Annotated in this window: 11 protein-coding genes; 3 read left to right on the top strand and 8 right to left on the bottom strand. The window is 33.8% G+C overall.

The window, feature by feature from the left end; translation table 11 throughout:
- Positions 1-11 precede the first annotated feature (11 nt).
- A complete protein-coding gene (locus tag U6A24_RS13920; protein WP_324180598.1) occupies positions 12-1,412 on the top strand; it encodes a RagB/SusD family nutrient uptake outer membrane protein in 1,401 nt (466 codons plus the stop codon).
- Positions 1,413-1,643: 231 nt separating this feature from the next.
- Positions 1,644-4,481 carry an alpha/beta hydrolase family protein gene (locus tag U6A24_RS13915; protein ID WP_324180597.1) on the top strand — a complete coding sequence of 946 codons (2,838 nt, stop codon included), beginning with the start codon at positions 1,644-1,646 and terminating at the stop codon, positions 4,479-4,481.
- A gap of 50 nt (positions 4,482-4,531) precedes the next feature.
- On the opposite strand, the gene U6A24_RS13910 is transcribed toward U6A24_RS13915, so the two are convergent.
- The 4 genes from U6A24_RS13910 to U6A24_RS13895 all read right to left on the bottom strand — a co-directional run bounded on the left by U6A24_RS13910 (position 4,532) and on the right by U6A24_RS13895 (position 8,293).
- On the bottom strand, positions 4,532-5,689 hold the full coding sequence (locus U6A24_RS13910) for a flavohemoglobin expression-modulating QEGLA motif protein (RefSeq protein ID WP_324180596.1): 1,158 nt from the start codon (positions 5,687-5,689) through the stop codon (positions 4,532-4,534).
- 84 nt (positions 5,690-5,773) lie between these two features.
- The gene (locus U6A24_RS13905; protein WP_324180772.1) at positions 5,774-6,604 is read right to left on the bottom strand and encodes an N-formylglutamate amidohydrolase; all 831 of its coding nucleotides are present in this window, start codon (positions 6,602-6,604) and stop codon (positions 5,774-5,776) included.
- Complete coding sequence (gene gshB / locus U6A24_RS13900; RefSeq protein ID WP_324180595.1) at positions 6,597-7,628, bottom strand: glutathione synthase; 1,032 nt, start codon at positions 7,626-7,628, stop codon at positions 6,597-6,599. The genes U6A24_RS13905 and gshB overlap by 8 nt, the downstream gene beginning before the upstream one ends.
- A gap of 92 nt (positions 7,629-7,720) precedes the next feature.
- Positions 7,721-8,293: a hypothetical protein gene (locus tag U6A24_RS13895; protein ID WP_324180594.1), complete on the bottom strand. Its 573-nt coding sequence runs from the start codon at positions 8,291-8,293 to the stop codon at positions 7,721-7,723.
- A gap of 97 nt (positions 8,294-8,390) precedes the next feature.
- Between U6A24_RS13895 and U6A24_RS13890 the strand changes: the two genes are divergently transcribed.
- The gene (locus U6A24_RS13890; RefSeq protein ID WP_324180593.1) at positions 8,391-9,275 is read left to right on the top strand and encodes a M28 family metallopeptidase; all 885 of its coding nucleotides are present in this window, start codon (positions 8,391-8,393) and stop codon (positions 9,273-9,275) included.
- A gap of 31 nt (positions 9,276-9,306) precedes the next feature.
- On the opposite strand, the gene thrC is transcribed toward U6A24_RS13890, so the two are convergent.
- Genes thrC through thrA form a run of 4 tightly spaced genes read right to left on the bottom strand, consistent with a single transcriptional unit; the run spans position 9,307 to position 14,364 of the window.
- Positions 9,307-10,596: a threonine synthase gene (gene thrC / locus U6A24_RS13885; RefSeq protein ID WP_324180592.1), complete on the bottom strand. Its 1,290-nt coding sequence runs from the start codon at positions 10,594-10,596 to the stop codon at positions 9,307-9,309.
- Between the two features lie 20 nt (positions 10,597-10,616).
- The gene (locus U6A24_RS13880; RefSeq protein ID WP_324180591.1) at positions 10,617-10,979 is read right to left on the bottom strand and encodes a RidA family protein; all 363 of its coding nucleotides are present in this window, start codon (positions 10,977-10,979) and stop codon (positions 10,617-10,619) included.
- Between the two features lie 10 nt (positions 10,980-10,989).
- Complete coding sequence (locus U6A24_RS13875) at positions 10,990-11,913, bottom strand: homoserine kinase (protein WP_324180590.1); 924 nt, start codon at positions 11,911-11,913, stop codon at positions 10,990-10,992.
- Between the two features lie 6 nt (positions 11,914-11,919).
- On the bottom strand, positions 11,920-14,364 hold the full coding sequence (gene thrA, locus U6A24_RS13870; protein ID WP_324180589.1) for a bifunctional aspartate kinase/homoserine dehydrogenase I: 2,445 nt from the start codon (positions 14,362-14,364) through the stop codon (positions 11,920-11,922).
- Positions 14,365-14,645: the final 281 nt, after the last annotated feature.

The following is a 14,645-nucleotide window of genomic DNA, read 5'->3' as shown; positions in this document are numbered from 1 at the left end:
TAAAAAATATCATGAAAAATAAAATAATGTATATTCTGTGGTCAGTAACTTTTATACTAAGCTCTTGCGATGATACTTTGGAACAGCAATTTTCTGATAATGTAGAGGTTTCTGATGCCATTGTAGATCTTAATTCATTAAATCTGGCTGTAAATGGTTCGTATAGCTTATTTGCTGATACCGATTTGTACAATCGTACATTGATGTTACTTCCTGAAATCTTATCAGATAATGCATTTATAGATGCTTTTGATAACACAGGGAGATACCTGGATTTTGATTCATATACAGTAAACGATAACAATAGATTTATTACTCCCACATGGGAAGATCTTACGCGTATAATTGCTTCCACATCAATAATTATTAGAAATGCAGAGGCATTATCTTTTCCAGAATCGGAACAGGAAGATGCAGAACAGTATATAGGAGAAATGTATGCGCTTAGAGCTTTGGCATTTCATAATTTACAACTGTTATTTGCGCAACCCTATAATTTTACTGCCGATGCTTCTCATTTGGGAGTACCTATTCCCGACTTTGAAACTTTAGGTGATGGTGGTACTATTCAAGAACCTGGAAGAAGTACAACTGCTCAAGTTTATGAGCAAATTGAAAGTGATTTACTAAGTGCAATTGACTTGATGAGGTCAGAATCATCGCCCAACAGGATGGATGTTCATGCGGCCAGGGCATTATTGGCAAGGGTATATCTTCATATGGAAAATTGGACTGGTGCTCGCGATAATGCAACCAAGGTCATTGATGATAGCGGAAACTCGCTCCTAGAAAATCAGGAATACAGTGCCAGTTGGGCTTTAGATAGCAATAGAGAAACATTGTTTACATTGGTTAATAATGAAACTGATAATTCAGGAACAAACTCTATTGGGTATTTTTATCTTACTTACGAAGATGCTTTTGCGACAGAGGATTTTGTAAATACACTAAGTGATAGTGATGTTAGAAAAGAATTATATCCTAGAGATGGAGATGTGAATTTGGTGAGAAAATTCCCAAGGGTTCAGGTTCAGGATGATAATATTCAAGTATTGAGACTTTCTGAAATGTATTTAATAAAAGCCGAAGCACATGCACAATTAACCGAGGATGTACAAGCACAAGATGCCTTGGATGCTATCAGACTAAGAGCAGATCCCGGTGCTACAGCCTCTACAGAAACAGGACAAGCGTTGATTGATAAGATTATTTTAGAGAGACGCAAAGAATTGGCTTACGAGGGATTTAGATTATATGATCTAACTAGATATGGTATAACGTTTAATAAATTTCAGCAGGATGGGGACCCTATTCCTATTTCTGCACCAGAGAATCTAACAATAATGCCTATACCAATTGATGAGATTAATGTAAACCCTAATATAGCGAATCAACAAAACCCCGGTTATTAAAAACAAATTTGGGTTGGCCTCTAATTCAATAAAATGAGTCCAATTGTGATACTCCTGCTGATTGGACTCATTTTTAAAAAGTGTAATTAAGAAAAAATAATGGTTAAAAAAGATATAAAGTATATTTATTAAAGGCCTATTTATGATTTAAGAAGATTATTTTAGCCAAAAGATTTTGGATTTAGTTTTGATTTCTTTGCTAAATACTAGATCCAATTTAAATTTTTCACAATGACCTATAAATCAATCACACTATTACTATTTTTTACATCTACATTATTTTTTGGACAAAAAAAAACAATCACCCACAATGATTATGATTTATGGAAAGAGATTACTGATATAAAAATATCTGATAAAGGAAAATTAGTTGTTTCTACAGTAGAAACTTCTACTAAAAGGGGAGATGGGTATGTCGAAATTTTTAACACACAAACGAATCAGAAAACTACTTTCTTTAATGGGTATGATACTTCTATTTCTTTTGATGAGCGCTATGTGGTTTTTAAAAGAAGGCCTGAATATCAAAAACTTAGAAAGGAAAAAAAGAAGAAAATCAAAAAAGAAAATCAGTCTAAAGATGCATTATTTATTTATGATGTATATAATGATGATATCTATGATTCAATTCCCCGGGTAACAAAATATAAATTACCAAAAAAATCAAATGGTTGGATGGTTATAGAGAAGTTTAAAAATAAAAAAGATAAGGACTTCTCAGATACAAAAAAGAAAGATACATTTAATCAGAATGTTTCTAGTAGTTTCAAACAAAAATATGGACTCGTTTATAATTTTAAAACAAAAGAGCGTGATACAATTCTTAAAATAAAAAATTTTGTTATTCCCGAAAAAGGAAATACCTTTTATTATTCTACTACAAGTAAGGAAAAAAAAGAAAAGGAAGCAAAGAAAGCAAAGAAAGGAAGTAAAGCAAAAGAAAGAGACCTTGGCGTATATAGCTATAACCTTGAGTTGAAGTCAAAAAAGGTAATTGATACTGGTAAATATTTGTATGAAGGTCTATCCATTAGTAAATTGGCAAATCATTTTGCTTTTCTTACTGTTAGGGACTCTACAGCTTCAGATTCTTTAGAGTATGAATTATATCATTATCATAATAATGTATTAAAAAAACCGATAGAATCTTCTGGAAATGATCTTAAAAATGATTGGAAACTTAGTGGAGGGCAAACTCCCTACTTTTCTGAAAATGAAAAAAGACTATACTTTTACTCAAAGCCAAAGATGCAATATCAAAGGGATACAACTCTTTTAGAAGAAGAAATTCCTCAAGTAGATGTGTGGCATTGGCAAGACAAACTGATTCAGCCCGAGCAAAAATCAAAATTTAAAGAATTAGCTTCAAAAGCTTTTTTGTCATATTATGATATAGAAAAGAAATCTTTCATTCATCTACAGGATGAACAAATTGATGATTTAATTTTTGACAAGAACAGAGAGCAAAAATTTATTTTAGGGGCCAATCAAGATCCATATGATATACAACGTTCATGGAGTAGCCCATGGACTCGTGATTTTTATGTTATTAATACCATTACAGGGGAAAAACGTATGGCTTTAAAAAATACCGCATTGGCCCCTATTTTATCCACAGATGGTAGGTATGCCTTGTATTTTGACATTTATAAACAACATTGGTTTTCGATTAATTTAAGCACTTTAAACAAAATCAATCTTACAAAGGATATAGATGTTCCACTTTATAATGAAGATGATGATCGCCCGAAATTACCATATCCTTATGGTTTCGGAGGATTTGATTCTAATGGTTATGCGCTGGTTTATGATAAATTTGATATTTGGAGGATTGCCCTGGATGGAAAGGAAAAACCTAAAAATATTACGAAAAATGGTAGGGCAAATAAAATAGAATATAGAACCGAAAAATTAGATCCTGAAAATGAGAACAAAGCCTCCTACATAAATAATACGCTATTAATTACCAGTTTTGATAAGTCAAAGAGAATCTCTGGGTTATATGCATTAAAGAAGAATAAGTTAATTGAAAAAATAGTGCCTAGCGAGTTTCTAATAAAGAAATATAAAAAAGCAGAAAATGCTGAGGTGTTTGTATATAGTAAAGAAAATTTTAATACTTTCCCTGATATTTATATTTCTCGAGATGGCTTTAAAAACCATAAAAGAATTACAAATGTAAATCCACATCAGAAAAATTTTAAATGGGGTAGTGCCAAGCTTTTTTCTTGGAAAGCGTTTGATGGAGAAGAATTAGAAGGGATTATTTACAAACCTGAAAATTTTGATCCAGCAAAAAAATATCCGCTCATAACATATTTTTATGAGAAGAGATCAGATACTTATCATAAATATTATGCTCCTCAACCAAGTGCTTCAACAGTCAATCCGGTTTATTTAGTTAGTAATGAATATGTTATGTTTGTTCCAGATATCGTTTATAAAGAAGGTAAACCCGGCCCTAGTGCTTATAATTGTGTTGTTTCGGGTATAGAGGCATTAGAGAAATTAGGATATATCGATTCTAATAATATTGCTATACAGGGGCAAAGTTGGGGAGGGTATCAAGTGGCGTATCTAATTACGGTTACCAATAAGTTTAAAGCAGCGATGGCCGGTGCACCTGTAAGTAACATGACTTCTGCTTATGGGGGAATTCGATGGAAAACAGGGCTTAGTAGGGCTTTTCAATATGAAAGAACACAAAGTAGAATTGGAAAAAATCTTTGGGACGGGTTTGATTTATATGTAGAAAATTCTCCTTTATTTGGTATTCCAAAAATAGAAACACCACTATTAATGATGCACAATGATAATGATGGAGCCGTACCTTATTATCAAGGGATAGAAATGTTCATGGGAATGCGAAGATTACAAAAACCAGTATGGTTACTTGTATATAATGATGAAGAACATAACCTTAAAAAAGTAAAGAACAAGCAAGATTTGTCAATCAGGATGATGCAGTTTTTTGATCATTACTTAAAAAATAGACCCGCCCCTGGTTGGATGATTAAAGGTGTGCCACGAACTCAAAAAGGAAAAGATTTTGGATATGGGACTAACTAAAATGTTATTATAGCTATACAATTAAATCAATCTATAGATAACATTTTTTCTTACTTTAAATTTCTAAGGATAAAATCCAGTTTTGTATTTGTATTCAGGTTTTGATCAAAGGAGTCTGTAATATGTTTGCTTGTATGAGCCAAACCTAATTGCTGAAGTCGTACGATACTATCTTTGTTTTCTAGCGTTACTTTTCCTGTTAATAATGGATTCATATCTTGACCAGAATGGTAATAATCATAGACTTTTTTAAGCCCCGTAAGATAGAGGTAATCTTTAGTAAAACCACCACCTCGATGTACTCTTAACGTTACTTGCCATGCTGTTTCACGATCTAGTTTGTACTGGCTGTATAATAAATCAAAGGTACCTTTAAAGTCATAACCCTTAATCAAGCTATCGGCAGCTATAACTCGATAAGCAAGTTCTTTCATTCTTCGCAATGTAAGGCAACCTGACATATATTCACTAAACACGGCAAGCCCCTCTTGTGTTTCAGTATTATTAACAAAACCGTTAGAAAAAATTTTCAACGGTTGGCTTTTTCCATTAAAAGTCGTTACCATATGAACACCAATCTCATGATTGGCCAATACCATTAACTCATTATCATTAAATCGGTAATTCTTTTTTAATACCAACGTTTCTGAAGCATTGAGCACCATTGCAGAAGCAGAGATATGCGTAGATTTTTTGATATTGAACTGAAAAGTATAACGCTTGGCAAATTCTCTGAAATAAGTTTCTGCATCGTTTGCAGAATGCTTACTCCCTGTAGTGTTTGCATGTGACTCATCTTCAAAATGAAGGATGAAACGTGCATTTTCTACATCTCTCTCTTTTGGTGTTCCAAATACCTTAAGTGAGTTATAATAAAAGTCTTTCCCGGCACCTATTGTTTCAATACATTGAATTAAACCAGAGTATTCATAAATAATACCCTGATACAATTTCCTGATTTTATCATCAGTAATGTTCTCTAGTCGTTGATTAAAAAATAATCGCTGTAATTTATATGGATTAAATTTAATTTTTCGATACTTAAAAGAAGGGTTCTTCCTGTATTTACTGGCGAAAAAAAGCTTTTTTTCCTGTTCAATATTTAATGGGTTTAAATAATTAAGAAGCTCAATATTCTTAACCAATTTGTCAAGGTTTTGATCAATTTCAAAAAGATCACTATATGTTTCTACTACACCTTCAATCATTATCCTTTTACTTCTTATAATTTTGTTTGCAGGAAGCACAAACTAAGTGTAAAAAATGGAAATTAACAAATAGTATTGTATTTCTTAGTTTATAAATTGATCATAAAACGTTTTTGCATGTAGAGGAAGTCTTTTGTTTAAACCGTTTTGTATAGAATGAACGACTTCTGGATACATTACGTATTGTAGCTCATTACAATAAATCTTTGAAAACTCTGTCGCCAGTACCAATGTGTTCTTGAAATTCTTGGTAATGTACTTTAGAAAATAACCATTTCCTTGAAATGTGTCATTAATTCCAGAAGTGGTTACAATATTATGAGGTAATTTTATGCCAGATAATGTAGAACACCATGAATCTGCAAAAGATGAATATCGGATATTATCGATATTAGTTGTTCCTAGATTAATAACAGGCACCTCACGATTCCAACGTCTCCAGTTATAAGAATGAATATCATAAACAATAGCGGCTCCATATTTGGATTCAATTTTTGAAACTAGGGCATGTACCACTTTATAAAAGTTATGATGTTTTTCCAAGGAACGATTCTTAATATCGGATTGTAAAGGTTTTTTCCATAATTCCTTGCCCCATGCGTCTTCATAAATAGCTTTGTCTGGCGATCTATTAAGATCATATTCAAAACGCGAATCACATCCTGCAATGACTATAGGGTGATGTTGAACCATTTGTTTGGTAGCCGGATCTTCTTCATACCATCTGTCATATTCTGAATGTAAGCAATTATCCCATAATTCTTTACGAAATTGGTGTCCATCATGCACAGCCCCACAAATATAATGAGCATATGAATCTATCTTTAATGTGAAAGAATAATCTTCAGAAACGGCATTAAAAGGTTCTTCGGTATTTATTTTACCGATTATTTCTTTGATAGATAACCTAAGCATCATCGACCGTTTTTCTTAGTTTGGCTTTTCTGTCGAACCTGCTTACGCGTTGTACCACTTTATCTTCGATAAAGTCGATCACCTTTTCTTGTAGTCTTACTTTATATTTTTTATTGATATATGTAATCCCACCTGGACTCATAACATTTACTTCTACAAGCATACCATTGATAACATCGATTCCAACAAAATACAAACCATCTTTTATGAGTTTAGGTCCAATTTTTCTACAAAGCTCTTTTTCTTGTTTGGTAAGTGAATGTTTTACAACCGATCCACCCGCAGTTACATTGGATCTATGATCGTCTTCTCCTGGAATTCTTCTCATAGCACCAATAGGTTTACCATTAAGTATTAAAATTCGTACATCTCCCTGGTCTGCTCCTTCAATGTAATCCTGAAGAATCACATAATTTGTAGAGCCATCTTTATTATCTATGTAAAAATCAAGTAATGACCGAATACTAGACATGGCTCGTTTTTCAATCAAAATAACTCCCGAACCACCAAAGCCATTAAGAGGTTTCAATATCATTTTATCATTGGGCGCTTCTTTGATCATTTTAATGAGATAGTCCTTGTTTTTGGTTACATGCGTTTTCGGAATAAAATGAGTCTCGATATCATCAAAAGCTGCAGTGTATAATTTGTTATTGGACCTTCGAATCCCATCGATGTCATTCATAATAAATACATCATCTTTGACAGAATCCAAAAAGTTCAACATGATCATGTCTAAAGGAGGATTACTACGTAAGATAATTACATCGAATCCAGCCAAAGGCAGCATTTCATCCCTAAATGTAGTCTTGGCATAAAAAGACTTAAGAGAAGATGATACTCTTTCGGCCCTGTTGATAACTTTACAAAAGGAAAAGGTAACGCTGTCCCTTATTGTAAGATTAGAAGGAGTGGCAATGGCAACACCATGTCCTCTTTTTGTACATTCATGAATTAAAGTTAACGAAGTGTCGTTTTCCGGGTCAATTTCTTCCCAGGGGTACATTAAAAAGCAAACATTCATTACAGGTGATTTTTTGATGTAAAAATTTACGTTTTTTATGGGAAAATCAAGAAAAAAGTTGAAATAAAGTTTATGTGTTGCAAAGTAACCGTTTAATCACAATCCAAATCAATGCTTATTGTATTCATTTTTTTCCAAATTTGGTGATCTAAAGTTTGGGGAGAAAGATGAAATAATACTAAGTGTTTGTTTTCATTATAGCAATAACTGGAACTAACCTTAACATTTAGATTTACCTCTTTTTTTGTAGTAAAAGAATCATAGGTTAATATTTTTCCTACGAACAGAGAGTCATTCACTTTTTCAAAAAATGCTTTGGTTTTAGTGTCTATTTCCGATTTCGGAGTAGCATGTGTCAATCCGTCAAAATAGGTCTCCAATTCTGCTTCGAGTTTTTTTGAAGTTAGCTTAGGATCCTGATCGATTTCCCATAAAAATACATAAGAAAAGTGGTCTTCGGCATCTTTTTTACCCCAACCAGGTGAAAAACGTATGTGTTCTAACCCCGAATATGATAAAGAAGGGGCAAATTCTAAAGGAAATTTAATAATTTCACTTCGCCAATCTTTTGGCGCCAATAGTAGGTTTCCAGAGGTCATATTGTCAAAACAATTGGAAAAAAATAATAAAATAAAAAAAAAAGGTACGGTTTTTGTAAAATTCATAATTGAAATATTATTTTAGTAATAAAAGTAATAAATTGTATTATTATAGAATTTTCCTAAATTTGTGTTAAATACCATGGAATACAAAACCTACAAAATGAATTATTATAAAACACTTTTACTAGTATTTCTTCTCGTTGTGCAAGTAGCCCCAGCGCAAACCGAAGAAGATAGAAGAGAAGCCGAGATTATCAATATCGAGCGGGATATTGTGGCCAAATTGACAGGTCATGAACCCATTAAAGGAAAGAAAAAACTTTCTAGCAGATCAAGCAATTCTGAAAGAAAAGCTGCTGCCGACTTTTTATTCAATTCCTTAAAAGAAACGGGACTGAAACCTGAAAAGCATACATATAATGTAAAGGATAAGAAAGGAAACCAGTATGCAGGAAATAATGTTTTTGCCGAGATTCCTGCTACCAATGGTAATGATGAATGGGTAATTATATGTGCTCATTATGATACTGTTGAAAATAGCCCTGGAGCGGTTCATAATGCTACCGGAGTCGCTATCGCATATTATGTTGCAAAGAAAATAGCCGAATTGCCAACGCGCAATAAAAACTTTATGGTTGTATTTTTTGATCATTGGAAAAGTAATATGATTGGTACCAGACTATTTACCAAAAAACTACAAACAGATGGTTACAATGTACATTCTATGCACCGAGCTGATTATATGGGATGGGATAATGACGAAGACAGAGCTATAGAATTATTAGCATCAAATATAAGTCTAGAGTCCCTGTATCGAATAGAGTCTCCTGTACCTGTGTACAAAAGAACAGTGGCTACTCCAGAAAGTAGATTCTTTTCTAATTTCGGTTATGAAACAGTGACTTTAACAGCAGAGCTTAAGAATGCAGATAATTCTCCTTTTGTTCGTCAAAGTGAAGACAAGTATACTACTGTAAACTTTAAGTATCTTGCGTCTACTACAGAAATTACGTATAAAGTGATGAGAGCATTAGCTACCCAATAAACTTTTACAAAGTATAGTTTTAAAAGAGTTCTTACTTCAGTAAGAACTCTTTTAATTTTTCATAGCTATCGATACGAATGCTTCTCTTTTCTTTATGCATTACTTTTTCAATCTGAGGAGGAATTTCAACTCTGGTATCTAGTGTTTTCTCGACTACATCCAGAAACTTAACTGGATGCGCGGTTTCTAAAAATATACCATAATCATTTCCGTTTAGCCCTTGTTTTTTTAAACCCAAGTATCCTATAGCACCATGAGGATCTGCTATATATCCTGTTGTTTTGAACACTTCTTTCATAGCACCCCTGGTTTGATCATCATCAAAGCTATAAGCTGAAAATGATTTTTTTAGTTCCTGGAAGCTATTATCAAAAAGCTTTTGAATTCTAATAAAATTACTTGGATTACCCACATCCATAGCATTAGAAATTGTTGCTTTTGATCCTCTTGGTTCATATTGTTGGGTGTCAAGATACCTCACCACCGTATCATTTATATTGGTCGATGCAATGAAATGCTTCACTGGTAAACCTAGTTTGCTAGCCACTATACCAGCACAGATGTTTCCAAAGTTACCACTTGGAACAGAAAATGTGATATCCTTTTTTTTACTTTTTACTTGTTTGTAAGCAAATAGAAAGTAAAACAATTGTGGCAACCACCTGGCAACATTAATTGAATTCGCAGAGGTTAACTGTTTATGCTCAGTTATACTGGTATCCAAGAAGGCAGTTTTTACCATATCTTGGCAGTCATCAAAAACTCCGTCTACCTCTAAAGCTATAATGTTTTGGCCCAAAGTGGTAAGTTGTTTTTCTTGTATCTCACTTACCTTGCCCGAAGGATACAAAATAACAACATCTACACCTTTTACACCTAAAAAGCCATTGGCAACAGCGCCTCCTGTATCCCCAGAGGTTGCTACCAAGACCGTTACATGATTTTCGTTATTTCTATTGAAATACCCCAGGCAACGTGCCATGAAACGAGCACCCACATCTTTGAAAGCCATTGTTGGGCCATGAAATAACTCAAGCGTACCTATATTTTCTTCAACTTGTACTACTGGAAAATCAAAGCTTAACACATCTTCAAGAATTTCTCTCAGCTCTTTTTCAGGAATTTCATCTCCAACAAATTGTTTGATCGCCTGAAAAGCAATTTCAACATTGTCCAGATTTTCGATGGTATCAAAAAAGGAAGCGGGTAGAGGGGTTATTTTTTCGGGAAAGTATAATCCTCTATCTGGTGCAATTCCCCTAATGACTGCTTCTGAAAAAACCACTTTTGAGGCATTGTTATTTAAACTATAATACTGCATTATTTAGATTCTTAGTCTTGTTAAACGATTGCAGAAAATTCTATTTCTACTAAAATATCTGGTGAAATTAATTTTGAAACTTCAACCATAGTGGCGGCAGGTTTTATCTCTTTAAAAAACTCGCCATGAGCTTTGCCAATATTCTCCCAGTTTGTGATGTTAGTACAATATATTCTTGTTCTTACCACATTGCTTAAATCTGCATCAAGCTCTTTTAGTGCTTTTTCTGCAATTTTGATAATAGCGATTGTTTGCTCATATTCGTTGGCACCCGGAGCGGTTGTACCAGCAACTTCAATTACATTGCCAACCTTTACAGCTCTTGAATACCCAACAATATCTTCCCATTCTGCACCACTGGAAACTTTCTTAACTTCTTTCATGTTACAGTTGTTATATTAGCTTTATACCTTGATTATTAATTTTTGAAACATGGATCTCAAAATCCAACCCAGTTTGATTATAAACACTTCTTATGGCATCAGCAACATTATTCGCTGTTTCCTCACCTTTACTAAGCGCAAAAATAGAAGGGCCAGAACCCGAAATACCACAACCCAGGGCTCCTTTTGCAATAGCTGCCTGTTTAACAGATTCAAATTCGGGGATCAATATTGATCTTAGTGGTTCAATAATGACATCTTCAAGACTACGACCAATAAGTTTGTAATCTTCAGTATATAATCCAGCGATTAATCCACCAACATTTCCCCACTGCCGAATAGCTTTTTTTAAGGAAACATTATTTTTAATTACCGACCTGGAATCCGAAGTTTTTACTTCTATCTGTGGGTGTATAACTGTGATCATTAAATCTTTTGGCGTGTTTAATTTGATTACATCCAAAGGATCATAGCTACGTACTAGTGTAAATCCACCTAATAGAGCAGGAGCCACATTATCTGCATGAGCATTGCCACTAGCCAATTTTTCACCTTCCATAGCAAAGGTTACTAGTTCATGTGCAGTAAAAGGATTACCCAATAGATGATTAACTGCCCAAACCGCTCCGGCACTACTTGCGGCACTACTACCAATTCCGCTTCCGGCTTTGATTTTTTTATAAATTTCTATGGTTACACCAATATCTTTATTGTATACATTTAATAAAGCTTGAACCGCTACGCCAGCTACATTTTTCTCAGTTTCCAACGGAAGATCGGCTCCTTCAATTTTAGTGATTTTTACTCCAGGATCAGAAGTCAACGAGACAATCATTTCATCTCCAACAGTATCCAAACAGCATCCCAGCACATCAAAACCACAAGAAAGGTTGGCGACTGTTGCCGGAGCAAATATTTTTAGACTTTTATCCATTTGCCTTTATTTTTTTCCTATTCTAATAATATCTGCAAAGATTCCTGATGCAGTAACATCGGCTCCTGCACCTGCACCTTTTACAATCAAAGGCTGTTCGGGGTATCGATCAGTATAAAATAATACAATATTATCGCTTCCTTCAAGATTATAAAATGGATGATCTGAAGGGATATGTTGTAATCCTACTTTTGCTTTTTCGTTTTCGTATTGTGCAACATATTTTAATCGACAATCCTTTTTGTCTGCTTCGGAAAGTATATCGCTAAAATGATTTTCATATTTCTTAAGAGATTCAAAGAAATCTTTTACACTTGCGGTATTCAAGCATTCTTGTGGCAAAAAAGAATCGTTTTCTATATTGTCTAGTTCCATTACTTTTCCGCTTTCACGAGCCAGGATTAATATTTTACGAGCAACATCAACTCCACTTAGATCGATTTTTGGATCAGGTTCTGTATATCCTTCTTGTTGGGCTTGCTTTACAATATCGTAGAAAGAAGTCCCTTCTTTATAATTGTTGAAAACAAAATTAAGGCTTCCCGAAAGAACCGCTTGTATTTTGTGAATATTATCTCCAGAAGCTATCAAATTGTTAAGTGTATCTATAATAGGAAGTCCCGCCCCAACATTGGTTTCATATAAAAAAGATGCATTAAACTTACGAGAAAGATCTTGCAGCTCTTCATAATTACTATACTCATCTGCACAGGCAATTTTATTACAAGTGACCACCGCCATGCTTTCGGCAAGATAGTTTTTATAAATTTTTGCAATATCTGGATTGGCTGTGTTGTCTACAAAAATAGAATTACGAAGGTTCATTTCCTTTGCTTGCTCAAAAAACTGTAAGGCATTCGCTTTTTTACCTTTTTTTAGAACATCTTCCCATGAATCCAGGTTAATTCCATTTTCGTCAAAAACCATTTTCCTGGAGTTGGAAAGGCCTACTACACGAATTTTAAGCCTTAGTTTGTCCTTTAAGTATTTCTTTTGTTGTTCAAGTTGTTCCAGAAGTTTACTTCCTACATTTCCAACTCCGGTAACAAAAAGATTAAGTTGTTTTGTTTTAACTTCAAAGAATCGTTCATGTAATGTATTTAATGCCTTTTTAATATCTTTTTTCTCTATAACTACCGAAATATTTTTTTCTGAAGCCCCTTGAGCAATCGCTCGAATATTTACATTGTTTTTCCCTAATGTGCTAAACATTTTACCGCTTAGTCCTTGGTGGTGATACATATTATCACCAACAAGGGCCACAATGGCATTGCTGTTTTCGATTTTTACGGGTTCTAATTTATGTTTAGAAATCTCGAACTCGAAGGTATTATCTAAAACTGTTTTGGCTTTTTCTGCGTCCAACGCTTCAATTGCCAAACAGATAGAATGTTCTGAAGATGCTTGAGTAATAAGAATTACATTGATGTTTTCTAAAAATAACGCTTCGAATAACCTTTTTGAAAATCCGGGAATTCCAACCATTCCACTTCCTTCAAGAGAAATAATAGAAATGTCATCGATGTGACTAATTCCTGTAACGGGTTTTTTTCTGTCTGATACGGTTCTTGTAATGAGTGTTCCTTTATCCTTAGGTTTGAAAGTGTTTTTTATTAAAATTGGGATGTCTTTTTCAAGTACGGGATGAATGGTAGGGGGGTAGATCACTTTGGCTCCAAAATGAGAAAGCTCCATGGCTTCTTGATAGGAAATATGATCTACGGGTTTTGCCTGCTTTACCAATTTAGGGTTTGCAGTGTACATACCACTTACGTCTGTCCAAATTTGAAGTTCATCGGCATCTATTGCTGCAGCCAAAATCGCCGCAGTAAAATCAGAACCACCTCTTCCCAATGTAGTTGGTTCGCCATCCTGAGTTCTGGCTACAAAACCTGGAAATAAACACACCTGATGATTATTTTCTTTGGCAAAATCCTTAATTCTGGAATTTGTTTCTGTATAGTCAATCGCTGTTTTTGAATTAACATGCTTAATAATGATATCGCGAGAGTCTTTTAATTCTATATCTAATCCTTTCACTTTTGCAGCTTCGGTAATAATGTATGATGAAAGTAGTTCACCAAAACTGGAAATCACCGCTGCAGTTTTTTCTGAAAGCTCACTCAATAGGAAAACCCCTTCGCATAAAGATTCTAAAGCATTTAGTTCTGATTTGACCTTACTTATTACAGCACTTTGCGATACAACAGGAATTAAAGTTTTAACTGCATCCAAATGCCTTTTTTCTATTTCGGCAAGAGTATTTTTATAGTTTTCATTGTTTTCAGAGGCTTCTTTGCCTGCTAGTAAAAGTAAATCTGTAATTCCACCCATCGCTGAAACCACGACATACAAAGGTTTCTTTTTAGACTGATTCTTTATGATAGTAATTACGTTTTCTATGGTGTTTGCATTTGCAACCGAAGAACCTCCAAATTTTAGAACGTTCATAATATTTTATTTTAATTAATGCTAAAGCTTTCTTCCGGCAGTTTAAACCTTATAAACTGCGTATTTTTTCTGGTGGTGATATACAATTGAATTAACCCCTAAGGGTAATAATAGTTATAGTACCCATAATAGAAGTAATCCCAGATACGGTAATTGTTCCTAAGGTGATCAATAAAGCCGAGATGAAAATGGTACTAAACATTTGGTTTGCTTTACAAATATGTGTTCAAAAGTATGATTTTTTATTTTTTAGAAAAATTAAATTAATACTATCCTTAAAC

Source organism: Aquimarina gracilis (assembly GCF_035285365.1).
Classification (GTDB): Bacteria; Bacteroidota; Bacteroidia; order Flavobacteriales; family Flavobacteriaceae; genus Aquimarina; species Aquimarina gracilis.
Note: the sequence above shows the minus strand (reverse complement) of the source record. Positions and strands in the feature narration are given on the sequence as shown.